At 67.1% G+C, this 25,985-nt stretch carries 14 protein-coding genes; 3 read left to right on the forward strand and 11 right to left on the reverse strand.

Annotation, left to right across the window (positions count from 1 at the left end):
• The first annotated feature begins 110 nt into the window (after positions 1 to 110).
• Together QE363_RS00100 and QE363_RS00105 are read left to right on the forward strand one after the other, a co-directional pair.
• A complete protein-coding gene (locus tag QE363_RS00100) occupies positions 111 to 2,714 on the forward strand; it encodes a TonB-dependent receptor domain-containing protein (protein WP_309690527.1) in 2,604 nt (867 codons plus the stop codon).
• A gap of 26 nt (positions 2,715 to 2,740) precedes the next feature.
• Positions 2,741 to 3,610, forward strand: coding sequence for a hypothetical protein (locus tag QE363_RS00105; protein WP_309690529.1), 870 nt, complete (start codon positions 2,741 to 2,743; stop codon positions 3,608 to 3,610).
• Between the two features lie 632 nt (positions 3,611 to 4,242).
• Here the strand turns inward: QE363_RS00105 and QE363_RS00110 are convergent.
• The 5 genes from QE363_RS00110 to QE363_RS00130 form a co-directional block, all read right to left on the reverse strand.
• Positions 4,243 to 5,409, reverse strand: a complete 1,167-nt coding sequence (locus tag QE363_RS00110; RefSeq protein WP_309690531.1) for a nucleotide sugar dehydrogenase — start codon at positions 5,407 to 5,409, stop codon at positions 4,243 to 4,245.
• 161 nt (positions 5,410 to 5,570) lie between these two features.
• Positions 5,571 to 6,587, reverse strand: coding sequence for a phytase (locus QE363_RS00115; RefSeq protein WP_309690534.1), 1,017 nt, complete (start codon positions 6,585 to 6,587; stop codon positions 5,571 to 5,573).
• Positions 6,584 to 9,379 (reverse strand): TonB-dependent receptor, encoded by a 2,796-nt coding sequence (locus QE363_RS00120; protein WP_309690537.1) that lies wholly within the window; start codon positions 9,377 to 9,379, stop codon positions 6,584 to 6,586. Before QE363_RS00120 ends, QE363_RS00115 begins: the two co-directional genes overlap by 4 nt.
• Before the next feature lie 299 nt (positions 9,380 to 9,678).
• Positions 9,679 to 10,518: a tyrosine-protein phosphatase gene (locus tag QE363_RS00125; RefSeq protein ID WP_309690539.1), complete on the reverse strand. Its 840-nt coding sequence runs from the start codon at positions 10,516 to 10,518 to the stop codon at positions 9,679 to 9,681.
• Positions 10,518 to 12,875: a TonB-dependent receptor gene (locus tag QE363_RS00130; RefSeq protein ID WP_309690541.1), complete on the reverse strand. Its 2,358-nt coding sequence runs from the start codon at positions 12,873 to 12,875 to the stop codon at positions 10,518 to 10,520. The genes QE363_RS00125 and QE363_RS00130 overlap by 1 nt, the downstream gene beginning before the upstream one ends.
• Positions 12,876 to 13,104: 229 nt before the next feature.
• Between QE363_RS00130 and QE363_RS00135 the strand changes: the two genes are divergently transcribed.
• Positions 13,105 to 13,632 (forward strand): hypothetical protein, encoded by a 528-nt coding sequence (locus tag QE363_RS00135; RefSeq protein ID WP_309690543.1) that lies wholly within the window; start codon positions 13,105 to 13,107, stop codon positions 13,630 to 13,632.
• A gap of 228 nt (positions 13,633 to 13,860) precedes the next feature.
• Here the strand turns inward: QE363_RS00135 and QE363_RS00140 are convergent, their stop codons facing one another.
• The 6 genes from QE363_RS00140 to QE363_RS00165 form a co-directional block, all read right to left on the reverse strand.
• A complete protein-coding gene (locus QE363_RS00140) occupies positions 13,861 to 21,213 on the reverse strand; it encodes an autotransporter outer membrane beta-barrel domain-containing protein (protein WP_309690546.1) in 7,353 nt (2,450 codons plus the stop codon).
• Between the two features lie 240 nt (positions 21,214 to 21,453).
• Positions 21,454 to 21,942 (reverse strand): RES family NAD+ phosphorylase, encoded by a 489-nt coding sequence (locus QE363_RS00145; RefSeq protein WP_309690652.1) that lies wholly within the window; start codon positions 21,940 to 21,942, stop codon positions 21,454 to 21,456.
• Entirely contained in the window at positions 21,943 to 22,458 is a 516-nt protein-coding gene (locus QE363_RS00150; protein WP_309690550.1) for a transposase, read from the reverse strand. It lies immediately after the preceding gene.
• A 199-nt stretch (positions 22,459 to 22,657) separates the two neighbouring features.
• Positions 22,658 to 23,110 (reverse strand): hypothetical protein, encoded by a 453-nt coding sequence (locus tag QE363_RS00155; RefSeq protein ID WP_309690552.1) that lies wholly within the window; start codon positions 23,108 to 23,110, stop codon positions 22,658 to 22,660.
• A 523-nt stretch (positions 23,111 to 23,633) separates the two neighbouring features.
• Complete coding sequence (locus QE363_RS00160; RefSeq protein WP_309690554.1) at positions 23,634 to 24,836, reverse strand: replication initiator protein A; 1,203 nt, start codon at positions 24,834 to 24,836, stop codon at positions 23,634 to 23,636.
• 76 nt (positions 24,837 to 24,912) lie between these two features.
• On the reverse strand, positions 24,913 to 25,962 hold the full coding sequence (locus tag QE363_RS00165; RefSeq protein WP_309690556.1) for a ParB/RepB/Spo0J family partition protein: 1,050 nt from the start codon (positions 25,960 to 25,962) through the stop codon (positions 24,913 to 24,915).
• Positions 25,963 to 25,985: the final 23 nt, after the last annotated feature.

Raw genomic sequence — 25,985 nt, forward strand, 5'->3', positions numbered from 1 at the left:
CGAGAGGCCCCGCCGGATAAGTCAACCCTCCCGAAGAAATTCGCCTTAATTGTGACATCATCGCCACAGTATGAAGGGCCCATCACGTCGGCGATGGGAGTGGCTGGACGATGTTCTACAAGGGGAGCGCGCGGCCCGGGTGTCGCGCGGGATGGTCGACGATCGCGCTGGCCTGGGGCCTGGCGACACCGCTCCAAGCGCAGACCGCGCCGCCCCCCGCCACCACCGACATCCCCCCACCCGAAGTCACCGTCACCGGCAAGCGCATCCCCGGCTCGGTCGTCGGCGCGGTCGAGCCGGTCGCGGTCCTCGATGCGCAGGCGCTCGACGCGCTGGGGGTCAGCAGCCTGAGCGACCTGTTGAAGAAGGTGAAGGCGCTGGCCAGCTCGTCGGGCGGGGGCGATCCGGTCATGCTGCTCAACGGGCGGCGCGTGTCGGGCTTTTCCGAATTCCAGTCGCTGCCCTATGAGGCGATCGAGAAGGTCGAGGTGCTGCCCGAGCAGGAGGCGGCGCGCTTCGGCTATCCGCCCAATGTCCGGGTGATGAACTTCATCACCAAGAAGAAATTCCGCGCGGTCACCGTCCATGTGCTGCCCGGCATCACCACCGAGGGCGGGGGCGGCACCAAATACACCGAAGTTACCTCCGCCCGGATCGACGGGCCGCGCCGCCTGACCTTCAACGTGTCGCATCTGCGCCAGGACCCGGTGCTCCAGAGCCAGCGCGACATCGTCCCCGATCCCGAGACGCTCTATGCGACGACCGGCAATGTGACGGGCGTCGACGGCGCCAGCCTGGACCCCCGGCTCGATACGCTGGCGGGGCGGGCGGTGACGATGGCGGGGGTGCCGGTCGATCCGGCCGCGCGGGGGTCGCTGGCCGCCTATGCGAACAGCCCGGCCGGGGTTACCGACCTGGGCCCCTATCGCACGCTCCAGCCGCTGAGCGACACCATCCATAGCGAGGCCAGCCTGGCCGCGCCGCTCGGCAAGACCATGTCGGGCTCGCTGATCCTGTCGATGGAGGCGGTCCAGTCCAAGGGGCTCAACGGGCTGGCCCCCGCCCTGCTGCGCGTGCCGGGCGGCGCGGGGAGTTTTCCCTTTGCCAACGACACGCTGCTCTATCGCTATCTGCCCGGCAGCGTGCTGCACCAGCGGACGACCAGCATGGCGCTGCATGGCGGGGGCACGCTGACCGGCGATGTCCGGCGCTGGAGCTGGGCGATCACCGGCAATTACGACCGGATGGTGTCGCGCGGCACCTCGGAGACGGGGGTGCCGCTGGGCGCGCTCCAGGCGTCGATCGATGCCGGGGGCGATCCGATGGCGGCGATCGATCCCGCCCTCGCCACCGAGCGCAACCTCAACCGCAGCCGCGCGGTGTCGGACACGCTGGGGGTCAAGGCGACCGCCAACGGCCCGGTCGCCCGCCTGCCCGCGGGCGAGGCGATGCTGACCGTCACCACCGACTATGCGCGGGTCGACAGCGATGCGCGCACCGATCTGGCGCTGCCCGCCGACGGCATCGGGCGCACCACGCGCGGGGCCAGCGTCAATGCCAGCGTGCCGCTCGCCTCGGCGCGCGAAGGCTCGCTGGGCTTTCTGGGCGAATTGCAGCTCAGCGGCATGGCGGGCGTGTCGCAGGTGTCGGGCTTCGGGCGGCTCGGCACCTCCAATCTGGGGCTGAACTGGACGCCGTTCCGCCCCGTGCAGCTCAACGCCTCGGTCAATGTCGCGCAGGCCGCGCCCGCCGTGACCCAGCTGGTCGCGCCGGTCGTGGCGACGCCCAACACGCCCTTTTTCGATTTCGTCACCGGGCGCAGCACGCTGGTCACCACGATCATGGGCGGCAATCCGAACCTGGCCCCCGAAAAGCGGCGGGTGACGACGCTGGGCCTGGCGGTGCAGCCGATCAAGGACAAGGAGATCCGGCTCAGCCTGGACTATCTCGACACGCGGATCGACAACCAGGCCGCCTCGCTGGGCGGGGCGACCCCGGCGTTCCAGCGCGTCTTTCCCGACCTGTTCGCACGCGACGCGCTGGGCGCGCTGACCCGCGTCGACCTGCGCCCGGTCAATCTGGCGTTCGAGCGCGAGCGCAAGCTGCGGCTGACCTTCGACGTGCAGACCCAGCTGGGCAAGAGCCCCCCGCCCCCCGCCGCGCCTCCCGCCCCGGATGCCGCCAAGACCGCGCCCCCGCCCCCGCCCGCGCAAGCAGCCCGGTTTCCTGATGGTGTCGGCGACGACCAGTTACCGGCTGGAGGACCGGCTGACCCTGCGCGACGGCGGGCCGGTGCTCGACCTGCTCGACGGGGCGACGCTGAACGGCACGGGCGGGCGGCCGCGCTGGGATGTCGAGCTGAACGCCCATGTCTCGAAGGGGGTCGCCAATCTGGGCGTGTTCGGCCGCATCCAGGGCCCGACCCGCATCCGCAGCGACATCGCCGCCTCGGACCTGCATTTCTCGGGGCGGACCTGGCTGGTCCTCTACAGCTTCATCAGGGTCGAGAGGATCGTCGACAAGCCCTGGGCCAAGGGGTTGAACGTCAGCATGGCGGTCGAGAATCTGCTCAACGACCGGATCAACGTCACCGACCGCGACGGCCAGACCCCCAACCGCTTCCAGCCCGCCTATCTCGACCCGATCGGCCGCTCGATCCGGATCGGGGTGCGGAAATTGTTCTGAGGGGGCATTGCGGGAAAGGTTTCAGATAAAAGCAAAAATCGGATAGATCGTCGCGATGCTTCTACGTCTCGTCTTCATGGGGCTGACCTTCGCGACCGCGACGGCGGCCATCGCGCAGCCCCCTGCCCCGGACAGTCGATTGCTGCGCGCGTCGGGCCGCTTCGTCGATACGACGGTCGGCTTCTGGGAAATGCACAGTCAGCCGGAATTCGCCAAGGAACCGACGCTTGCCGAGCTGACCCGCGCGGCGCCTCGCGAGGCGGCCGTCGACTTCAGCCTGTCGTTCAATTGCGCCGTCAGGACGAACGGCAGCCTGTCCGATTGCCGGCCGATCTACCTGTCCCCCGAGTCCATCGACAAGGCCGCGTTGGTGCGTGCGCTTACACCGCTATACCGGCTGAGCCGGGCGAGCGCCGCGCTGGCCCATGACCAGGCCTATCGCCTGACGATCGATGTCGCGCTCGACGCCGTCGACAGCTATGGCATGCCGAAGGAATGCCACCCGCCTTTCTGCATGATCGAGGGCGCCACGCCTCCCCCGCCGCCACCGCCCATCCACGACCCGGTGCTGGCCGCTGCCCTGGCACGCACACGGGCCTGTTTCGACCCGGCATGGGAGCGATCGGGAACGCTGAGATTCGCGGCGGAAAAGGCATTGCGGGATCGGTCGGGGCGACCGGCGACCGACGAAGATCGACGGCTGGCGCTCGATTATGTCCATAGCAGGCATGCGATCGTCGCCTGTATCGCGGACCTTCGTGCGACGGCCCGGCTCTTGCCCCTCAATGCCACCGACAGCAAGTCCGTCCAAGGCGCCATCGACGGGATGACCAGCGGCTATGAGGGCCAGACCCGCTATGAACTGGCGATTCTGATCGGCTTGCTGGACCCTGCGGCCGCCAAAGTCGAGGCGTCCATTCAGTGAGTCCTGACGCCCCCCCGCTTTGATCGGGACACCCCGCCTGGCGATGTCACCGCAGTCGCACGCGAGGTGGCGACGGAGCGCGCCTGAGGCGTGCCCGCGTCTCCAACCCGACATTCCTGAACGCCAGAGAACAACCGCGTTCAGCCTCGCGAAGCACGGCGCGTGATACGTCCGTGCCATGCCCGGTGATGGGCATGGAGGGACCAGTCATGAAGGTGACGCGTATCATTGTCGCCGGCCTCGCGATCGCAACGCTGGGGCTCAGTGCAAATGCCAGTGCGCAGGAATGGGGACCGCCCCCGCCTCCGCCGCCTCCGGGCTGGGGTCCCCCACCCCCGCCCCCTCCGCCGCCTCCGCCCCCGCATTGGGGTGGCTATGACGGGGGTTATGGCTGGCGCGATGCGGGCTATGGCTACCGGCCCTATCGGCCGTATCGCCCCTATCATCGCTGCTGGACCGAATATCGCGGCTGGGAGCGGGTGCGGATCTGCCGGTGATTGAATTCCTCCCCTGCAAGGGGAGGGGGACCATGCGCAGCATGGTGGAGGGGTGTCCCGCTCGCGAGAGGGTGACACCCCTCCGTCAGGCCTTCGGCCTGCCACCTCCCCTTGCAGGGGAGGAATGGGGGGCGATCAGTCCGAGCCGAAGATGTCCCGCGTGAACAGCTTGTCCGCGACATCGGCCAGTTCGGGGTCGTTGCGATTGGCGATGATGACGTCGCAATCGGCCTTGAACGCGGCCAGGTCGCGGACCACTCGCGAGCCGAAGAACGCGTCTTCGTGCAGGGACGGCTCGTACACCACGACCTCGATCCCCTTGGCCTTGATCCGCTTCATGATGCCCTGGATCGAGGATTGGCGGAAATTGTCCGACCCCGCCTTCATCGTCAGGCGGAAGATGCCGACGCGGCCGGGCTTCCTGGCGATGATCTGGTCGGCCAGGAAATCCTTGCGGGTGCGGTTGGCGTCGACGATCGCGCGGATCAGGTTCTGCGGCACGCTGGTATAGTTTGCCAGCAGCTGCTTGGTGTCCTTGGGCAGGCAATAGCCGCCATAGCCGAAGCTGGGATTGTTATAGTGCGTGCCGATGCGCGGGTCGAGGCCGACGCCCTCGATGATCTGGCGCGTGTCCATGTCGCCCGCGATCGCATAGCTGTCGAGCTCGTTGAAGAAGGCGACGCGCATCGCAAGATAGGTGTTGGCGAACAGCTTGATCGCCTCGGCCTCGCGGGTGCCGGTGAACAGGACCGGGATGTCGGCCTTCTCGGCGCCCTGGACCAGCAGCTCGGCGAAGATCCGCGCCCGCTCCGACTGTTCGCCGACGATGATCCGCGACGGGTGGAGATTGTCGTGCAGCGCGCGCCCCTCGCGCAGGAATTCGGGGCTGAAGATGACCTGTGTCGTATCCAGCCGCGCGCGGACATCGTCGACGAAGCCGACCGGGATGGTCGACTTGACCACCACGGTGGCCTCCGGTGCATGGGTCTTGGCCAGGGTGATGACCGCCTCGACCGAGTGGGTGTTGAAGCTGTTGGTGTCGATGTCGTAATTGGTCGGCGTCGCGACGATGACGTAATCGGCGCCCGCCAGCGCCTCGGCCGCGTCGGTCGTGGCGGACAGGTCCAGGTCGCGGCCGGTCAGGAAGTCCTGCAACTCGGCATCGATGATCGGCGAGGTCCGCGCATTCACCATCGCGACCCGCTCGGCCGAGATGTCGACCGCGACGACCCGGTTGTGCTGGGCCAGCAGCACGGCATTGGACAGTCCGACATAGCCCAGGCCGAAAACGGCAATCTTCATTTCAACATCCCCAGACGGGGCGGGCCATCGGTCCGTCCGTCAGCTTGCGTTGCACCTTGTCCCGCGTGCCATGCATGAGCGGTCCCGCAATCGCAAATGCCGTGGCGAAGGAATGGCCCCCCCTTTTCTCCCCTTACGGGGGAGGAATGCTGCGCCTTCCCCTACAACCCCAGCGCCTTCCGCACCTTGTCCCAGCCGACATATTTGAAATTCTGGGTATCGGGCGCATTGTCGCCGTCCTGCGCGACGAACAGGCCCTTGGGGTAAGCGGGGCCGAAATCGCCCAGCGCCAGCTCGATCCCGTCGGTGTCGCTGGTCCCGTCGATCGCCCCTCCGCCGATGCGGAAGCGCCCGGCATAGATCACGCCGGGCAGGCGATAGAGCGTATAGGCATTGTCGCCCTGGCTGGAGACGACCAGATAGCCGCCCTTCGCGCCCCGGGGTGCCAGCGCCAGCCCCTCGGCATCGGCGACGAGGGTGCGGCCGTCGACCCGCGCGATCGGGGTGGCGGTGCCGGGTGCGGCGGGGTCGGCCGCGAAGCGCCACAGCCCGACATCCTCCTCCGCCACATAGAGCAGCCCGGTCCGGTCATCGACCACGCACCCCTCGGCCTGGCTGCCCAGCTTCATGCTGCGCACGGTCTCGACGCGCGGGGCCGCCCCGGACAGGTCGATGCGGACCTGATCGATCCGCCCGTCCTTCAGCACGACAAAGCCGAACAGCGCCTTGTCACTGGCGCGGGTCCACAGGCACATGCCATACGCCTCGCCCGCCCCCACCGGATAGCGGCCCATCGGCACCAGCCGACGCGCCACGGTGTCGAGGGTGAACAGCGCGACATGCGCCTGCGCCTTGTCCGCGCGGTCGCTGGCCGCGACGATCACCCGCCCCCCCGTCTCGCGCAGATCGACATTGTTCAGCCGCGCGGCCGGGGTGAAGGACAGCCGCCTGCCCGCCAGGTCATAGACATGGATGCCCGCCTGCTTGTCGGTGCCGATCACCAGGCTCGCGGCCGGATTGGCGGCGTTGCGCCAGATGGCGGGATCGTCGGCCGCATCGGAGGTGCTGTCGACCGGATCGGTCTCGGCGCTGGCCGCCACGGTCGGCGCGGCGATCGGCGTCGCGCCGGGCACGCTGGCGCACCCGGCGAGCAGCAGCGCCGTCAGCGCCGCCCTCACAGCTTCACCCGCACGCCACCGAACACGGTGTAGCCGAACTTCTCATATTCATAGGTCCGGTAACGCTGCCCGAAATAGCGGACGCCCGGCGTGTTGGTCAGGTTCTTGCCCTCGGCGAACAGGTTGATGCCGCGTGACAGCTGCACGCTGCCCGTCACGTCGAGCTGGCCGCGCCCTTCCCAATACAGATCCAGCGCGGGATTGTCGGCGTTGATCTCGTCCAGATAGTCGCTGCGCTTGGTATAGGCGACGCGCAGGTTCACCGGCCCGCGCTCGTAGAAGACGCTGGCATTCCACATATGCGTCGACTGGCCCGGCAGCGCGAAGCGGCTGCGCCCGGCATAGGTCCCGTCGAAGCGCGCGCTCCCCTTGGTATAGGTGTAATTGGCGAACACGCCCAACCCGCCCAGCATGCCGGGCAGGAAGCTCAGCTGCTGCTGCCAGTTCAGCTCGACGCCGTACAGCTCGCCACGCCGCGCATTGACCGGACGGCTGAGGATCGCGCCGCCCACGCCATTGTAAACGCCCGTGCTGGTCAGCGTGTAGCGATAGTCGGACAGGTCCTTGTAGAAGCCGTTGACCGAAATCACCCCCAGCGGCCGGATGTAATATTCCAGGCCCGCATCGACATTGTTCGACAAGGTGGGCTTCAGGTCGGGATTGCCGAACTCGACCCGGACCGTGTTGCCCTCGGTCGTCTCCAGCACGCGCGGGGCGATCTGCGGGAAATTGGGGCGGTTGATCGCGCGGCTGAGCGCGGTGCGCAGGATCAGGTTGGGGGTGAAGGCCTGGCGCAGCGTCAAATTGGGGAAGACATCGGCATAGCCATTATGCCCCCGCGCGGTCGTCACCGCCCCGGTGCGCGAGACGCTGGGCGCGCTGCTCTCGAAATCGGTGGTCTCGACGCGAAGCCCGGCGATCAGGGTCGTGCCGTCCTTCACATATTTGGCCATGCCGAACAGGCCGAGGATCTTCTCCTCGGCGGTATAGTCGGCGGTCAGCGATTGCGGCAGGCGACGCTCCGAGGCCGCCTTGGTCGCGTCGAAATAGGCATCGACCAGCCCGGTGTCGAAGCGCTGGCCCAGGTCATAGCCGAAATTGCGCGACTCCTGGTCGGACAACAGCCCCGCCAGGCTCCGGCTCGGTGCGGCGGACGAACGGCGATCGCGGAACCGCTCCTCATCGGCATTGATATGCCGCGCGCGATATTTGCCCCCGGTCGAGAAGGTCACGAGATCGCCGACCGGCAGGTCGGAGCGGACGGCGACGGTGAATTCGTCATTCTTCGTCGTGTTCGACCGATAGGCATTTTCGCGGAAGCTATAGGTGCCGAGCTGGAGATGCTCCTTCGAGGTGAACAGCGAATAGCCGGGCAGGTCGGAATCGCTGAAATCATAGGACAAGGTCGGCCGCAGCGACGATCGGAACAGCAGTTCGTCGCGACGCGGATAGGTCTGCGAGCTTTCGCTATACGCCACGTCGGCGCGGATCGTGCCTTCGCCCAGCCGCTGCTCGATCCCGGCGGTCGCCGACCAGATCTCGTTGACCTGCTTGCGGTGGCGGACCTGCTTTTCGATGCGGGTGTTGCGGTAGGTCGCGGCGCGGTCGGTCGATCCCGACAGGAGCGTGCCCTCGCTCCACAATATGCCGATACGGTCGCGATATTCGTCATCCTCGAACCGGGCATAGGTGCCGCGCACCCAGGCATGCGTCGCGTCGGTCGGGCGCCATTCGAACGCGCCGGTGCCCGCGATACGCTGGCGCTTGGTGTCGTAATCCTTGAACAGCGTCTCGGTGACGCGCAAGCCGGCGGGCGTCTGGCTCCAGGTATTTTCGACATTGTCGGGCCGGCGATGGGTCATCGAATAGCTGCCCGAGAGCAGCAGGCCGAACTGGCGATCCGGGCCGAAGGTGTCGCTGACCGAGGCCGACCCGCGATAGTCGCTACCCTTGCCATATTGGTTGTAGCTGGCGCCCGCCATGCCGGTCAGCGCAAAGCCCTTGCGGTCGAAGGGCGAGCGGGTGGTGATGTTGACCGCGCCCGCGATCGAATCCGCATCCTGATAGGGGAGCAGCGACTTGGTGACTTCGAGGTTCGCGACGATGTCCGAGGGCAGCGTGTCGAGGTCGACGGCGCGCGTCGTCGGATCGACCGAGGGGATCTGGATGCCGTCGACCGAGACGGCGGACCATTCGCTCGGCGCGCCGCGCACGTTGATATAGCGGCCCTCGCCCTGGTCGCGCTCGATCCCGACGCCGGGCGCGCGCTGGAGCGCCTCGGCGATGTTGGGATCGGGGAAGCGGCCGATCGCGTCCGACGAGATGATGGTGACGGTGTTGTCGGCGGTCCGCTGCTGGTTGAGTGCGCGCGCGGTATTGTCGAGCAGCGAGGCGCCGGTGACGACGACCTCATGGTCCGGGCCAGCGGCGGGCGGCATGGTCAGCACCACCGGGCGTCCGCGATCGGCCGCGGGTACGACATGGGTCACCGACGCGCGGCCGAGATAGTCGATGCGCAGCGTGACGTCGCCCGCCTCGTCGGGGGTGACGATGCTGAACGCGCCCTGGAGATTGGTGGTCGCCTGCGCCTCCGTTCCCTCGACGGTGACGCGCGCACCGGGCAGCGCGACGCCGGTCGCGTCATAGAGGCGGCCCGACAGGATCGGCCCCGACGCAGGAACGCCCGCCGGCGCTCCGCCAGGAGCCTTGGCCAGAACGGGCGAGGCGGCAAAGCCCAATGCGATGAGCGAGGCCCCCGCGAAACCGCGGATGCCGAAACGGATGGCGTGCATGATGCTTCCCCTGGGCGCTTGGTCATGCCGACACCCCCCGGCGCCGGTCGTTCCCGCCCCCGTGGCGGGGGTTTGTTACGAAGCGATGTGAAAGGGATGACGATTGGGTGACGCGGGCGTCACGCAATCGTTTTTCGAGGCGCATTCGCCAAAAGCTTATTCCTCCCCTGCAAGGGGAGGGGGACCGGCAAAGCTGGTGGAGGGGTGTCACCCGCCGTGAGGTGTCCCGACCTCTCCGACCGGGACACCCCTCCGTCGCGCTGCGCGCGCCACCTCCCCTTGCAGGGGAGGAATGACGGTCACCCCCGCGTCAGGTACAGCGCGCGCAGCTTCGCGATCTTGGCCGCGTCCAGCCCCAGCTCGTCCTTGAGATACCCCATCGTCCCGCCCGGATGGCGGTCGGTCATCGCGAACACCGCGTCGATATAGCGGCGGTCGACCCCGGCAAAGGCGCGCGCCGCCTCGGGCGAGAGTTTCGCCCAGAAGCCGGTCGGGTGGGCGGGCGGCGGGGCCATGTGCTGGTTGGAGAGTAGGTAATCCTCGACGATCGTCGCCCTCGGCACGCCAAGCGCGGTCAGCAGGAGGGCGGCCGCGACGCCCGTCCGGTCCTTGCCCGCCGTGCAGTGAAAGGCCAGCGGCACGTCGCCCGCCAGCAGCTCGGCGAACATGCGGGCATACTGGCCGCGAAACTGGTCGAGCAGCTTTGGATAGGTCGCGGTCATCGCCGTGACCACCTGCTCATGCGTCCAAGTCGACGGATCGCCGGGCAGCATCATGCCGCTCATGTCGAGCGCATAATCGTCGCTCAGCAGCTTGGGCTTGCGACCCGCAGGCCAGAGCGTCGGCTCGCCCGCCCGCTCGCGCGTGTCGCGAAAGTCGCAGACGGTGCGGATGCCCAGCCTTTGCAGATAGGCATAGTCCGCCGGGGTCAGGTCGTGCATCTGCCCCGAGCGATAGAGCAGCCCCCATTTCACCATCCGCCCGTCGGCGGTGCGATAGCCGCCCAGATCGCGGAAATTGCGGCCGCCCTGAAGCGGCAGCACGCGCCGGTGCACCGCCCCCGCCACCGGGGCGGGCGCCGAAGCCCCCACCCCCGCCGGGACCGACAGCAGCATCGCCAGGGCGACCGCGCGGCGCATCAGAACTTCACCGTCGCTTCCAGGCCATAGGTGCGCGCCTCGTTGAAGAAGCCCGACACGCCGGTCGCGGTGTTCAGCGTCTTGTAGAACAGATGCTGCTCGTTCAGCAGGTTGCGCGCCCAGGCCGACACGCTCAGCCGCGCGCCGGTGTCGTTCAGCGCGATGTCGGTCACGCCGATCCGGCCGTTGACGATGAAGCCCGGATCGCCCTTGGGCTGGTTCACCCCCGGCGCGGGGTCGTTGTAATTGGCATAGAAGCCGCTGTCGTAATTGGCGTCGAGATGCGCGACCAGGCTGTAATCGCCCATCGGCCGCTCATAATCGATCGCGCCGCTGGCGGCGTGCGCGGGGGTATAGACCGGATAGATCTTGATCGGCGTGGCGACGACCGTGCCGTTCACCCCCTGCGGGAAGGGGTTCACCGTCGCCGGGATGGTCAGGTCGTTATAGGAATAGCTGGCGGTCAGCGTCAGGCCCGCCATCGGCGCGACGGTCAGCTCCGCCTCGATCCCCTTGGCGCGGCCGGTGCCGGGCGCATTGGTCGTCTCGATCGTGGTGCGGGTGGTCTCCAGCAGCTTGCCGTTCGCGTCGAACTGCAGATAATTGGCCTGGAAATCGATCTGGATCGACTTGTAGGCGCCGGTATAGGCGGCCAGGTTCAGCCGGACGCGGCGGTCGAGGAACTCGCTCTTGGCGCCGATCTCGAACATCGACAGCGTTTCCGGGTTGAACGGCGCATAGGTCAGCGAGCGCGAATTGGCGCCGCCCGACTTATACCCCTCCGACCATTTGCCATAGACATGCACCGCCTGGGTCACGTCATAGGCCAGCGTCACCAGCGGATCGACCCGCGACCAGGCCGCGTCCAGCGCGCGCGGCGCGACCACGCCGTTGACGCTGGGGGTCTTGCCGTTGACGATGAACAACTCGCCCCGCTTCATGTCGCGGGTATAGCGCGCGCCCGCGGTCAGGTGCAGCCGGTCGTCGGCGATTCCCGGAGTCCAGGTCGCTTGGCCGAACGCGCCGATGCTGCGCGTCGTGATCCGGCTGGCGCGGTCATAGGGGACGGTGGCGATATTATAGGTGGCGACCGTGGCGGCGGTGCCGTCGGCGTTCCACAGCATCGAGTTGAACGCCTGGGCATTGTCCTCGGTATGCTCGCGGTACGCCATTGCGCCCAGCACATATTTCAGGCGCGGCGTGTCGCCGATCAGCTGGATTTCCTGGCTGAACTGGTTCTGCGCGAACCCGGCCAGGCTGTAGCGGCTGAACGCGCCGTTCGGCTTGTAGGTCGAGCTGTTCTGCCCGCCATTGTCATATTGGCTCTGGTTCAGCTCGCGATAGGCGGTGATCGACTTGAGCTGAAGCCCCGGCGCGATGTCCAGGCCCAGGGTCAGGCGGTGGCCATGGGTGCGCCCGATGCTCTCCTGCTGCGGCACGCCGATGCTGGCGGTGCGGACGCGGTCGGGCTGGAGCGGCAAGGCGGGCGCGCGGGCCAGCGTTCCGGCCGTGATCGCCTGGAGATAGAGCGGGGTCGAGGCGTCATAGGATGTGTCGAAGGCATAGTCGGCACTGACGCCGCTTTCGGGCTTCCACAGTATCTCGACATGCGCGCCGTGCCGGTCGAAGCCGTTGAAGTCCGACTGGCCGGGCAGCGGGTTGGCGACCAGGCCGTCGCGCTTGGTGACGATGCCGTCCAGCTTGACGCTGAAATTATGCCATTCGGGCAGGTTGAGATGCGCCTCGGCCTTGTGGCTGCCGAAATTGCCGATGCCCGCGGTCGCGGTGAGGCCGAACTGACCGGTGGGCTTTTTGGTCACGATGCTGACCGCGCCGCCCTCGGTATTGCGGCCGAACAGCGTGCCCTGCGGACCCTTCAGCACCTCGATGCTCTCGATATCATAGAGCGCGGTGCCCAGCCCCTGGGCGCGGCCCAGATACACGCCGTCGATATAGACGCCCACGCCCTGGTCGCGCGCGGGCTGGTTGCTGTCGGCCAGCACGCCGATGCCGCGGATGTTCATGATGAGCGCCGAGTTGCGCGAATAGAAGGGCGCGACGCGAAGCGAAGGGATTGCGCCGTCCTGAAGGTCGACCAGCGACTGGACGTGGCGGTTCTGGAGATCCTCGGCGGACAGGACCGAGATCGCGATCGGGGTCTTCTGCAGGCTCTGGGGGCGCTTCTCGGCGGTGACGATGACCTCGTTGAGCGAACCGTCGGCATTGGTCTTCTGGTCGTCGGGCGCGGCGGTCTTGGCCGGTTCGGGCTCGGCCGCAAAGGCGGGCGTGGCAAGCAGAAGAGCCAGCGCGCTGGACGCAAAGAGCCGCCCCGCGAAACGCAGGTTGAACGAGGTCATGATATGGATTCCCCCCAAAGGATTATGCGGCCGTCCCTTGGTGCCGGATCATTGCGGCTTGATGACGTTTTGGGGGAATGCGGCGGTTTTTATGATGACAATGGCGTCATCTGGGGTGGCGAACCGCCATCCGCGCCAACTTGAAATCGAGGGGCGCGACCTTCAGAATGTGCGATGACCATGCACGGCCCTTTATCTGCCTTGCACGACAAAGCGTATGATCGGCAACATGGACGAGATCGAAGTCGATGGCGTTTTAAGAGATCTGCGGCATCTTCGCAGTTTTGTGGTCACCCTGCCCGGCAAGGGTAAGGATGGGGCGGATCTGCGGATCCGTATTTGCCTCGGGTTGCATACCATTTCGCAAGGGTGTGAGCGAGGCGAGCACCATCTGGAAGATGAGAACGGCAAGCCACGGCGATTCTGCGAGGATCGCTACGCCTTTTCGCTTGGACTACCCGAACTGTCGAAGCGAATGGTTGAGCAGAATTATTTTTGTTGGGATTCCGTCGATCGCAACCGGGCGATGAATTATGCAATTATCGATATCGCGCCCGGCCGTGTTCGCGAACTGACGGACGGAGAGCATCAGGTAGTATTCTTCTATCTATACCCCGGCAAGGGGCACGAAGCCGATGTGAACCTGATGATTACGAGCTGTTACGTACGCAAGGTGATCTTCAGGCACGTCAAGCGACGCTATAACCTGCACATGCTCTTACGCACCTGCCTGTATAAAGGAAAGAGACTGCCATAACCAGAAAGGGCCCCCGCTTTAGGCGGAGGCCCTTCAAAGGTGCGGGTGTGCCTTACCGTGGTGTACCGGCCCTATAGGCGCACATGCTGCGGCGACCGTGTTACCGGAAGCCCCGCTGTCCGTAGCTGATCCTTCAATGCCACAAGGTGGTAAAAGGTTCAATGAAAAGTTGGGGCACAACCGAGGAGCAAGGGGTGGAGCAACATGGCCCGCTCCACCCCCGGTCGATCAGAAGCGCAGGCGCAGGCCCGCCGCGATCGTTTCCTGATGATCGTCGCGGCCGGTCTGCGCGCTGCCGGTCGCATAGAGGTCGATCCCGTTGCGGAAGCGATAGGCGACCCCGCCCGTGGCCGTGCCGACCAGCGGCGCGCGCGCGGCGCCCAGCGCGACCAGGCCCAGGCCGCCCCCGGCATAGCCGCCCAGCGCGACCGCGCGGTTGCCCTCGATCTGGTAGCGCGCGCCCAGCGTCACGAACGGGCGGAACGGCGCGTCCGACGCATCGCTGCGCCCGACCGTGATCCCGGCATCGGCAAAGCCCGCGACCAGATCGCGCCGCGCGACGGTGAGCGCGAAGGGGCTGCCCCCCGTCTCGCCCACGCCTGCCCGGCGGGTGCGCAGATAGGTGATCCCGGCGCGCGGGGTCAGCGCCCAGCCCTCCGGCATCTCGGCGGCATAATGGACCGACAGATCGCTGGTCCAGGTGTGCAAGTCATAGCGGCCGAAGCCGGAAGCCGTGCCCGGCAGCGCGCGGGTGGTCCGCGCCTGCGCACCGTCATAGACGATCGACGCGCCGAAGCCGAAGCCGTTCGGCATCGCATAGCGGCCATGCACGCCCGCGACCACGCCATCGGCCCTGGTCGAGGCGGCGAGCGGGGCGATCGACTGACGCGTGTCGAGCCAGCCGCCGAACGCGCCGATCATCCACTGGCGATCGCCGTAACCGACCCCGCCCAGGAAGCCATAGCCGCGCGTCTGCGCCGTGCTGGTCCCCTGCGCCCGGTCGGCGCCCAGCGTGTGCCACTGGCCGAGCGTCTGGGCGAAGGTGAAGACGCCCGCATCCTCACGCGTGGTGGCGAAGGCGGGCCCGCGCGCCGCCTGGACCAGCCCCAGCGCATTGTCGACGCCAATCTGCGCTGCCGAGGCATAGGCCTCCGGCGTGATCTGCGCGAACCCGCGCGGATTGGACGCGCCCGAGGCGGTCAGCAACGACGGGAGCGCGGCGAACAGCGTGCTGGTCGCGGGCTGCTTGGCCAGGGTCGCATTGGCATAGTCGATGCTGCGCGCCACCTGCGGGCTGAACCCGGCATCGCCCAGGAACTGGCCGAGCAGCTGGATGCGGTCGGCGCGCTGGACGATGAAGCCGAACAGGTCGGCGGGCTTCAGCACATTGGCATAGCTGCCCGAGATTCCGCCGCTGGCGACGATCAGGTCGTAGGAGGTGCCGGGGCGCAGCGCGCCGCTGGAGACGATCTGCAACGTCGATCCGCTGCCGATCGTCATCGCGCCGTTGACGATCAGCTTGTCCGACACGGTCGGGGTCAGCTCGAAATAGGACAGCGAGCCGCTGGCCAGCGTGACGTTGCCGTTGACCGTCATCGTGCCGGGCGACGCGCCGGGGCTGAGGATGCCCGCGACCGTCACATTGCCGTTGACCGTCCCCGCCGAACCGAAGGTCGCGCCCTGGCGGACCAGGAACTGCGCGGCGCTCATCGTCGACCCGGCGAAACCGACCAGGCGACCGCTCGTCATATCGACCGAGCCGAAGGCGGCGTTGCCCGACACGGTGGCATAGCCGCCGGTCATCGCCAGCGCCTCGACATTGGCGACGTTGGTGAAGGCGACCGGCGCGGCAGCGGTGCCGCCCGACAGCGCGATCGTGTCGGTGCCCGCCCCGCCATCGACCGCGCCCGCAAAGGTGCCCGCGATGGTGAAGCGCTGGTTTCCGCCGGTGAAGGCGACCTGGCCCGCGGTCAGGCTGCTGCCCGAGGCGATGGTCAGGTCGATCGCGGCGTTGACCTGGGCATAGCTTTGCGCGCCCGTCAGGGTCAGCGCGCCGGTCCCTTCGGTCGCCAGCGTCTCGAACCCGGTCAGCGTGCCCGCCGCCAGCATCTGGTTGCCCGCCAGCTCCAGCGTGGCGGTGTCGTTGCCCGCGCCGCCCGCGACGCTGCCGATCAGGACCGAACCCGCCGCCAGACGGAAGCTGTCATTGCCCGCGCCCAGGTCGATGACCCCGGCCAGCGTGCCGCCCTTGGCGACGGTCAGCGCCGTATCGCCGTCACCGAAGCCGAGCGGCGCACCCTGCGACCCCAGCGAACCGGTGACGGTCAGCGCGTTGCCGGTCAGCGACACAGTCTCGAATCCGGTCGCCACCCCGCTCAGCACCACCGGCGCATTGGCGGCGAAGCGCAAGCTGTCGGTGCCCGCGCCGCCATCGTAACGGCCCGCCGCATTGGTCGTGCCCAGCGCCAGCAGGTCGTCGCCCGCGCCCAGCGAAACGCTGGCGATGTCGCCATCGACGCGCAGCTGCTCGGCCGCGTCCGAGCCCGTGACCGATCCGATCCGGTTGCCCGCCAGCGCGACGTTCAGCCCGGTGCCCGCCAGCGCGACCGTGTCGAAGCTCTGGTCGAGCGTCAGCGACAGCGTGCCGGTGCCGGTTACCGCCAGCTGCTGGAAATTGCTGCGCTGGCCGATGCCGCTGCGGTCGCCCGCCAGCAGCACGCCGTACAGGTTGGTGCCCGTGCCGCCATCGAGAGTGCCCAGGACGCGCGAATTGGGCCCCTCGACGAAGCTGTCATTCCCGCCGCCCAGCGCGACCGAACCGGCGATGATGCCGGAATTGACGACCGTCTCGTTCGCATCGGTGCCGGTGATGGTGACCGGGCCGGTGCTGGTCAGCGTCTGGCCCGCCGCGACGGTCACCGTTCCGCCCGCGACCCCGATCGTGTCGAAGCGGAAAGTGCCGGCATAGGTGACATTGCCCTGCCCGACCTGGTTGAAGCGCTGGAAATTGACGAACTGGTCGCCATTGACCGTCCCGCCCCCGGTCGCGTCGACGATCAGGCTGTTCGTGCCCGTGCCGCCATCGACCGTCCCGACCAGCGTCGCGCTGGCGCGGTGCAGGAAGGTGTCGTCGCCCGCGCCGAGGAACACATTGCCCTCGATCCGGCCGTAATTCTCGATCCGGTCATTGCCGTCGCCCAGCGCGATCGATCCGAAGATGCTGCCGGTGTTGACGATCCTGTCGTCGGTCGCGCCGATGCTGTGGATCGCCCCCGCCAGATAGGGACTGCCGATCTGGCGGACGAGGGTGTCATTGGCGGCCAGCGTGGTGCCCGCCCCGCCGCGAATGGTCCCGGCATTGGTCAGGTCGAGCGCGGCGCCGTTGGTCCTGACCGCGACGGACAGCGGCCCGGTCGCCTCGATCGTGGCGGTCGCGGCGTTGGTGATCGTGGCGGTCGCGGTGCCGTTGCCGAAGACCGACACGGCCGCGGCGATATAGGTGGTGGGTGCGGTGGGATCCTTCGGGACGCTGGCGCCCGCATAGGGATCGGTGATCGTCACCCCGCCGCCATTGGCGCGGATCGTGCCGCTGTTCGTGATGGCGATGCTCTGCGCGCCGGTGGTGGCGGTGCCGGAGCCGTTGAAACCGGCGCGGACGCCATAGGCCGAGGTTCCGCTGGCGTCGATCGTGCCGCTATTGTCGAGGCGGATCGAACCGCCCGTGCCCCGGTAATCGTCGATCGTCAGCAGGGCGGCCGACCGGCCCTGCCCGGTCGCGGTGATCGATCCGCTGTTGGTGACGGCGATCGCATAGGAGCGCGCGGCGTCCGATACCGGCGTGCCGTAATAGCTGTAGCGGCCCGCATAGGCGTTGACGCCCTGGGTGACCGTGCCGCTGTTGTCGAACTGGATCGACCCGCCCAGATCATTGTTCATCTGAAGCAGGACGCCCGATCGACCCTCGTCGGTGGAGGCGATGGTGCCGCTGTTGGTCAGCGCGATCTTCTGCGGCTGCGGCGCGTCCGGAGGCGTCGTACCGTAATAGCTGTAATCGCTGGCAAAGGCGTTGAACCCCTGGGCGATCGAGCCGCTGTTGGTGGCGGTGATCGCCCCCCCATTGACCGACAGGTTGACGCCGCGACGGCTGGCGTCGTTCAGGATGCTGCCCGAATTGGCGAAGCTCAGGTCGCCGACCGCATAGACGGAAACGGCGGTGCGCTTCAGCGCCGCATCGCCGACCGTGCCGGTGTTGGTGAAGCGCGAAACCTGGCCCGAAATGGCGCCCTTGACGACAGCCTGGTTGGTCAACGCCGCCAGCATGGCCTGCGGCTGCGCCTGGTAGTAGTAATAATTGGCGTCGCCGATGGTGACGTCGCCATCGACATTGGCGGTGTTGACGATCTGGCCATCGCCCCGGAGGCCGAGCGACGTCAGCGTAGCATCGGCTCCGATGGTCACGACCGTATCGGCGCCGATCGCCTGGACGTCTTCGCGCTCGAAATTGATGGCGGTCAGCTTGCCCAGTGCTGCGCTCGCCGATTTGGTGAAGGCGTGACGGTACGTGTCCGTCCCGCCGCCCCCATCGATTGTCCCGGTCACGCCGGTCTGGCCGTCCGTCTCGACGAACAGGTCATCGCCGTCGCCGAAGCGCAGATTGCCGGTCAGCGTGCCCCCATTACCGGTATAGACCGCGCTGGCGTAGGAACGACCGCCATAGGTGGTGTAGCCCAGATCAACGTCGCCGGTGATCGTACCGGCATTGACGATCTGGCCGCCCGCCACTTGGATCGCAGACCGGCCCGTCGCTCCCGCGATCGTGCCACCGGCCAGATTGCGGATCGTGATGCCGTAACCGGAATTATAGCTCTGGGCGATCGCGACGCCGCCCGTACTGGCGATCCGACCACTATTCTCGATCACCGTGGCATAGCCGCTGTAATCGAGCAGGACGACCGAGCCTCCCACCTCGATCGTGCCGCTGTTGACCAGCGTGCCGATGCCGGTGACGCCGGTTGCCGCGCGGCCATTCGTGGCCTGGACGATGCGCCCGCTGTTCGTAAGGCTCTGCACGCCCTGGGCACCGACCGCGCCGTCGAGCGTGATCGTGCCCTGGTTGGTCACGGTCTTGCCGCCCGAGATCGCCGCGATCGGGTTATAGCCGTTGGTGGCCCGCCCGCTGGCCGCGATGGTGCCGATATTGGTGAAGATATCGGTGCTGCCGAGCAGGACGACCCCGCCCAGATAGAGATTGGTGTTGGCCGGGACCAGCGACAACGTGCCGCGGCTGATGATGGTCAGGGCGTTGGCGGCATAGCTCTCGCCAGGTGCCGTCGTGCGCGAGAGGGTGGAGATCGCCGCCCCCATGGTGGTGGCGATATCGGCGGTGACGTCCACCGTCCCCTGCCCGGCCAGGGTCAGCGCCCGACCCGAGGGTGTGCCGGTCAGGGTCAGCGTTGCCTTGTCGAACAGCTCATAGCCGACTTTGGCGAATGTGGTGGAGGTCGGCAGCGTCGTGCTCGTGTCGTTGCGAACACGCAGGCGCAACCCCGCCCCCGAACCCGACACCGTGCCGTTGATCCCCGCAAAGCGGTCGCCGCTGGTTCCCGCCAGTTCGGCGACCAGCAGGTCGCTGTTCGACAGCGTCAGATCGCCGTTCAGGATACCGCCGGGCAGCGCGTAATAGATGTTGGTGCCGTAGAAATAGTCCGACGACGTCCCGCCGAAGGTCACGCTGCCGTTGATCGTGCCCGCATTGGCGATCTCGGCGCTGAACACGGTGAAATTGCCGTTCGGCCCGATACCGCGCGTGCCCCCGGTGACGACGCCGCCCGCCTGGTTGTTGAGCCGGCCATAGGCGTTGATGAACAGACCGGTTCCGGTCGCGGTGATCGTGCCGCTGTTGTTCAGGCTGCTCGACAGCTGGACCCCGGCGGTCGCCCCCTCGATCCGGCCGCTATTGGTCTGGGTGGCCCCCGACGAGGCCGACAATATCGCACCGATCCCGCCGGTCGAGCGGATCGTGCCCGAATTGGTGAAGCTTCCGATCAGCGACACGGCGGTCCCGCCTGCCGTGATCGTACCCGAATTGACGGCCGTACCTTGCGAAGAGAACGAAAGGCCGCCCATGGTCGCGGTGATCGTGCCGCTATTCTCGAAGCTTTTCACCGAACCCAGCGATACGGCAAAGCTGTCGACCTGCGATCCCGTGCCGCTGATGCTACCGGCATTCTTCACGATGGCCGCGCTGTACGAGGCATATTCGTCGGCCAGGACCGTGCCGGTGCCGCTGAGCGCGGTATTGTTGACCAGCGTGCCGTCGCCGCCCACGCGCAAGGTCCCCGTCGTTGCAAAGCCGCCGGCCAGCGTGGCGGTCATCTTCGCATCGGTAACCAGGGTCAGCTGTTCGAAATTGGTCGGCAGTGTCAGCGCGGAGGACAGGCTGGTGTCGCTCGTCAGGCGAACGCGCAGCGTGTCCGTGCCCGCCCCACCGTCGATAGCGCCGCTGATTCCGGTACGGATCGCGCCGTTCGCATAGCCGACGGTCAGCGTGTCGTTGCCGGAGCCCAGGCGAAGATCGCCCGTGATCGTGCCGAGCGTGTTGTCGACCGTGCTGGTATCATAGCCATATTGGTTGGCGGTCGTCGTGATGCCACCGACGATCGTGCCGCTGTTGACCAGATTGACCCCGCCACTACCCTGAATGGCGATGGTGCCAGCGGTGGTGATCTGACCACCGGTCTGGTTGACGAGCGACACGCCGATGCCGGTGATGGCCGCGCCCGTGCCCGTATTGGCGATCGTGCCGCTGTTGGTCAGCGTCGAGGTACGGACATTGGCCAGCGTCGCTGTGGTGCTGGCGCTGCGGATCGCGCCACTGTTGGTCCAGTTGAAACCATAGACTACAGAACTGTAGGTCGCCCCCACATCGATCGCGCTGCGGCTGCCGCCATCGATGGTGCCGGCATTGGTCAGCGTGCCGACGGGGCCGCTGATCGCGCCGATCGTGCCGCCTGCGCGGTTGGTGATCGTCTGGAAGCCCGCATAGGTCGGGTTGCTCGACAGCAGCGCATAGCCGTCCGAGCCGGTCCCCGTGCCGCTGATCGTGCCGCTATTGTCGATCGACGCGGTCGTGCTGCCATAGCCGTTGCCGGTCTGGCCGATGACGATGCCGTTCGCGCCGCTGATGCTGCCGCCCGCGCGCACCGTCACCGACAGCTGGCCGCTGGAATAGCTGTTGGCGGTGGTCTGGCGGACGAACTGCACGCCGGTCTGGCCTGCGCCATCGACCCGGCCGCCCACGGTCAGCACCCCATAGGGATAGCTGGTGGCCGAGGTCGGGATCGCGAAGGCGATGGCGGGCGCGCCGCTGTTCGTCACCGTCGCCCCGGTCGCCACATCGACCGTGGTGCCCGAGGTCGTGACGGTCAGGCCATTGCTGTCGGTGCCGCTGCACGTCGTGGTGGTGTTGGCCTGGGTCGGATCGGGGGTGCATTGGGCAAAGGCCGGGCCCGCCACCATCACCGCAAGCAGAATGGCACTCGATTCCAGAGCGCGCGCCTTCACCTGCCGAGCGCGCGACATTGCCTTCACCATTTTTCGAAACCCCCAATTGTCGGACGATTCCTATGATGAAGCCGAGGTCATGTCACGTGAAATCATGACATAATCGTCATGACGAAATAAAGTCATTTCTCTTTTCTTGGTGCGACCGGGGTTACCGAATTTCCATCATTGACGGCTCGGGGGTCGCAAAGGATCGGGCGATCCGATCACTTGCGCGGCCAGTTGCCGATCGACGGCACCGAAGCAAATCGGCGCCGCTCAGGGATGCGGCGTCAGTACATGGTCCGGATCGAGCAGTTCCAGCGCCGCGCCCTCCCTCGATTCGTCGGCCCCCATTTCGTCCGCACGGTGCCAACGCCACAGGATCAGCGCGGTGCCGCCCGGATTTTGCGCGGAGGGGACCAGCGCGCCTTCCGCGCCGCTCGCGATCAGTTCCTGCGCCAGCGCCCAGCTCGGCGGGAGGCCGCCTTCGATTCCGGCGATGGCCTTCCAGGGTGCGGCCATAGCCCGGGCGATCCGCTCGTCGGCCGCGCGGCCCTGTCCGTCGGTCAGGTCGGCGATCGCGGTCGCGTCCAGCCGATAGGGGGCAAGGGTGCCGGGCTTGGCGATCTTGCGACGACAGAGCGTGCCGAGTTCGGGAAGTTCACCGAGCAGGGTGGCGAGGACGGTGGGTCCGATGCCGGGGGCGGCGTTCAGCAGCCGCGCCTGTTCGGACAGGAGCTGGTCCTGGGCGATGAAGCCTGCGATCTATCGGTCGAGCTCGGCAATCTGCTGGCCGAGCAGGTCGATCATGGCCTCGATGGCTTGCGCGATATCGGGCTGACCTGTGCTGTGGCGATGCAGCTTTTCGGCTTTTCGCATGTCGACCAACTGCCTGCGACGGCGTACGAAATCGGCTAGGCGAGAACGCGTCGGGCTGAGCGGGATGGTAGCCGGCAGGTCGAGCGCCGCGCCCATCTGCGCGAGCACCCGGGCATCGACGCGGTCGGTCTTGGCGAGCGTGCCGGTGGCTCTGGCGAACTCGCGCGCCTGACGCGGATTGACGCGCGAGAAGGGATGGCTGCGGGTCGCCAGCGCGGCGATCAGGTCGCCGCCGCAGCCGCTGGTGGCTTCGAAGACGACACGGACATCATGGTCGAGCGTGTCGAGCCAGGCGTCGATGGCATCCGGTGTATTGGCGATCTGCCCGATCCGGCCGGATGGCAGCTCGCAAATGTCGATGAGAGCACGCGAAAGGTCGCAGCCGATGACGGCTTGTGGCATGGTATAGGCTCCTGTCCATGTCGTGCGGGATCAGCAGTCCCAAGCAACGGTTCAGGGTTGTGACCAACGCGGAAGGGACCCTTGCTCCCTATCGGGCTCCAGACCTTCGGGGGGGGACGGGCTCCCTTCCGCAACACCGTCAGACCAGCATCACATCAGACAAGGGGGGGCATTGCCTTTTGGAAGGCTCGCTGCCCGCTCAGACAAAAAGATCGCGAATGGCGCTTCCCCGGAACCGGTTGCGCAGCCGCCGCCTGCGATGCTCCCCCGCGTCATGGCGCATGTGACAGGCCTGGCACAGCGCCGCCAGGTTGCGCGGCCGGTTGTCGCCGGGGTCGTGGTTCAGGTGCGCGCTGGCCAGGATCACGCGGGTTCGGCGGAACGGTAGGGGCGGGGCGATGCCGGCCAGGCCCGGTTGCGCGCGGATCATGGCGGTGGGGCTGGGCAGCGCCCTTACCCCCCTGCCCCGGCCGTCGCGCCAGCGGGCGCGGGTGTCGTCCCACCAGGTTCCGTCGCCCAGATGCACGATGTCGCGTCCGTGCGGCCGCCCGCAATGCTCGCACCGCCCCTTGGCGCGGTCGAAGCGGATCAGCGCGGACAGCTCGCGCCAGTCGATCGGGTAGAGCCAGCGATGTTCGCGTGCGATCGGCATGGCCCTTTGTGAATCGATGGGCCGCAAACCCAAAGCGAAAAGGCGACTGATTCAGAAAACTCATCAAGCTCTTCAAAAAAGCTCAAAAAAACATATCCGGAAGGGTTAGAGCGTTAGAAGGGATTTAAAGGGTTAAGCCGTGTTTTCCACAGGCTAAAATGCCGGATTCGCTCGCTTTTTTAGGTCTCTCGCGTTCCCGACATATCGAGTGTCCGTTCCCGGAGTATCGTTATGGGCGTTCCCGATGTATCGCCCGACCGTTCCGGGAGTATCGTTGCCCGTTCCCGATATATCGAAAAGGCGTGACGGACGCCGTTGGAGCGGGTCGGATTGAATCAGTTTTCGACCGATCCCGCGTGGTGAGGTTCAAAGTGGCGACCCGCCGGGACACGCGATCGTAGCGACGATCGAACACGCGATATTTCGGGAACGCGTTTGCGCTGCGCATCCCTCCTGCGTCCCAATTCCAGCGGCTGAAATGGTGGGAAGGGAGCGCCATTGCCGCGCCCCCCCTCCCCTCTCGTCAGCGCAGCAGGTGCCGGTTCTTCGCGTCGAAGCGGCGCACATAGCCGATAAAGGCGTTCTGATAGCTGACCGGCGTGCGGGCCGGATCGCCCTCGACCCAGGCTTTGAATTCGGCGTGCAGGGTCTGATAATCCCAGCCCGGACATTCGGATCGCAGCAGGGCCAGGGTCGCGTCGGTGATTTCTCCGAAGGTCGAGCGGGTCGACAGGCTCTTGACGCTGCGACGGATCAGCCCGCTGGCATCCATGTGCTGGTCAGAGGGGGGCGGCGGAGTGTCCTCCGGCGTCGGTGGCTTGGGTGCTGGCGCGGCAGCGGCCCGGGACTTTCTCGGGGGCGCAGGGACGGCTGGGCCAGCCCCCTCCCCTTCCGCCCGCCGACGCATCCTGAGGCTCGGCTCGCGCTTGCCCTCCGCCTGCTCGAGCGTCAGGGTATAGCCGGGCAGTTCGTTGCGCTCGGCGATCTTGGCGATCTCGAACTTGAAGCGGCGATATTGCCCCTCGGCCCCCGATTTCTCGAACAGGGTCGGCATGGAGATGGCGAAGCCCCCCTCCCCTGCCCCGCCGGCATGTTTGCGCGCGACCTTGTACAGCCAGCGTTCGCGGCCGCCCGAAATGTCGAAATAGGCGCGGTCGATCGACAGCACGCCGCCCGTCATCATCACGCCTTCATAGAACCAGCTCGACAGCTCGATCGTCATGCCGCGCGAGCGTTCGGTCTTTTCGTCGACCAGCTGCGTCCAGCCGTCGAGCCAGCTGAACGTCGCCTCGCGCCTATTCTCGGCGCGGATATTGGTCTTGACCGTGGTCGACACCAGCCGGTCGAGCGCCTGGCCGAGCAGCTCATAGGCACGCCCCGTCGGCTGGCGCCCGATCGCGCGCAGCAGGTCGTACGGCATCAGGTGCAGCTTGCGCGGCACGTCGTTGATCCCCCGCCGTGCCATGTCGGCCAGCATCGAGGCGCAATAGATCAGGATGTCGGCATCCCAGATCGTCGCCATGCCATAATCGGGATTGCCCGAGACATGGACCCACAGCTTGCCGTCGGGCGAGCGATAGTCGATCGGCTTGACCCGTTTCGACTTGGCCAGGCTGAAGAAAGGCCGCTCCATCATCTCGCGCTGGTCGCGCAGCGGCAGGTCGGCGAGATAGGGCAGGAACAGTTCGAACTGTTCGGCCGATCCGTCCTTGGGCTTGGTGCTCATGCGCGCATGTCCCGGCGCATGTTTCCCCGGGGAAACATGCGAGGTGAGCGGGCAAGCGTGTTTCCCCGGGGAAACATCAGGGTTGAAGCCCCCTGCCCGTCTGCTCGAGATGCGCCAAAGCACCACGCAGCGCCGTCACGATTTCCTCGACATCCGCACCCGAACCGGCATGAAGCCGCACCGTCACGCCCTGGCGATTGGCCGACTGGACCGACAGCACGGGGCGGCCATAGCGGTTGTGATAGCTGTAGCGCTCCGGCTCGCCATCCTCGCCCAGCATCATCTTGCGCGCGGTCAGCAGGCGGTGGAGCACCTCGCTGGCCGGGATGGGCGGCTGCCCCGCCTCGCGCCGCTCGGCCTGTTGGCGCGTGATATACTGGGCCACGCTCATGATGGCCGACGCCTCGCCCTTGTCCTGCATCGCCTGCGCCAGCGCATAGCCGGGCTTGAGCTGCACCTCATGCGGCGAGGCGAAGGCGGCGATCACTTCGTCGGGCAGCGCGGCGACCTTCAGCATCTTGGACAGCCAGCCCTTGGACAGCTTCAGCCGCTCGGCCATGCGGGTCTGGTGGTTGCCATAATGGGTGGTCAGCGCGGCCAGGTAGTTGCGCGCCCGCTCATAGTCCGAGACATCGGCGCGCGCCCGGTTCTCCAGATCGGCGAGGCGGAACGCGGCCTCGTCGTCCAGCTGCGCGACCTGCGCCACGAAGACCATGTCGGGATAGCTGTTGGCGCGCAGCCAGCTGATCGACCAGTGGCGCCGCGTGCCCGCGATCACCTCATAGTCGTGATCGGGATCGCCCTCGATCCGGCGGACCACGGCGGGGACCTTCTGCCCCCCCTCGGCGATGATCGAGTCGATCAGCTCGCGGCAATGCGCCTCGGTCAGCAGGTCGTAATTGCGGGCATTGCCGGGCCAAATCTTCACCCGCGCCGGATCGAGCAGCAGCTGCGTGACCTGTCGCACCTCGCCGCTGGCGACGCGGGCGAGCGCGGACTCGCGGCCGAGCAGGGTCGTGCCCCGGCTGCGTTCCGCCACGGGCTCGCGGGCCGGGCTGGGGGAGGGGGCGTCGCCCTCTTCCTCCGCCAGCAGGGCCGCGAGATAATCGGATTGTTTACGCGCCATCTTATGCCTCCGGCCCGGAACAT

This window comes from Sphingomonas sp. SORGH_AS_0870 (assembly GCF_031453175.1).
Taxonomy (GTDB): domain Bacteria; phylum Pseudomonadota; class Alphaproteobacteria; order Sphingomonadales; family Sphingomonadaceae; genus Sphingomonas.

Coding starts and splice junctions, on each gene's coding strand:
- QE363_RS00100 (WP_309690527.1), top strand. CDS start 111: ATGTTCTACAAGGGGAGCGCGCGGCCCGGGTGTCGCGCGGGATGGTCG.
- QE363_RS00105 (WP_309690529.1), top strand. CDS start 2,741: ATGCTTCTACGTCTCGTCTTCATGGGGCTGACCTTCGCGACCGCGACG.
- QE363_RS00110 (WP_309690531.1), bottom strand. CDS start 5,409: ATGAAGATTGCCGTTTTCGGCCTGGGCTATGTCGGACTGTCCAATGCC.
- QE363_RS00120 (WP_309690537.1), bottom strand. CDS start 9,379: ATGCACGCCATCCGTTTCGGCATCCGCGGTTTCGCGGGGGCCTCGCTC.
- QE363_RS00125 (WP_309690539.1), bottom strand. CDS start 10,518: ATGCGCCGCGCGGTCGCCCTGGCGATGCTGCTGTCGGTCCCGGCGGGG.
- QE363_RS00130 (WP_309690541.1), bottom strand. CDS start 12,875: ATGACCTCGTTCAACCTGCGTTTCGCGGGGCGGCTCTTTGCGTCCAGC.
- QE363_RS00135 (WP_309690543.1), top strand. CDS start 13,105: ATGGACGAGATCGAAGTCGATGGCGTTTTAAGAGATCTGCGGCATCTT.
- QE363_RS00140 (WP_309690546.1), bottom strand. CDS start 21,213: ATGTCGCGCGCTCGGCAGGTGAAGGCGCGCGCTCTGGAATCGAGTGCC.
- QE363_RS00150 (WP_309690550.1), bottom strand. CDS start 22,458: ATGCCACAAGCCGTCATCGGCTGCGACCTTTCGCGTGCTCTCATCGAC.
- QE363_RS00155 (WP_309690552.1), bottom strand. CDS start 23,110: ATGCCGATCGCACGCGAACATCGCTGGCTCTACCCGATCGACTGGCGC.
- QE363_RS00160 (WP_309690554.1), bottom strand. CDS start 24,836: ATGAGCACCAAGCCCAAGGACGGATCGGCCGAACAGTTCGAACTGTTC.
- QE363_RS00165 (WP_309690556.1), bottom strand. CDS start 25,962: ATGGCGCGTAAACAATCCGATTATCTCGCGGCCCTGCTGGCGGAGGAA.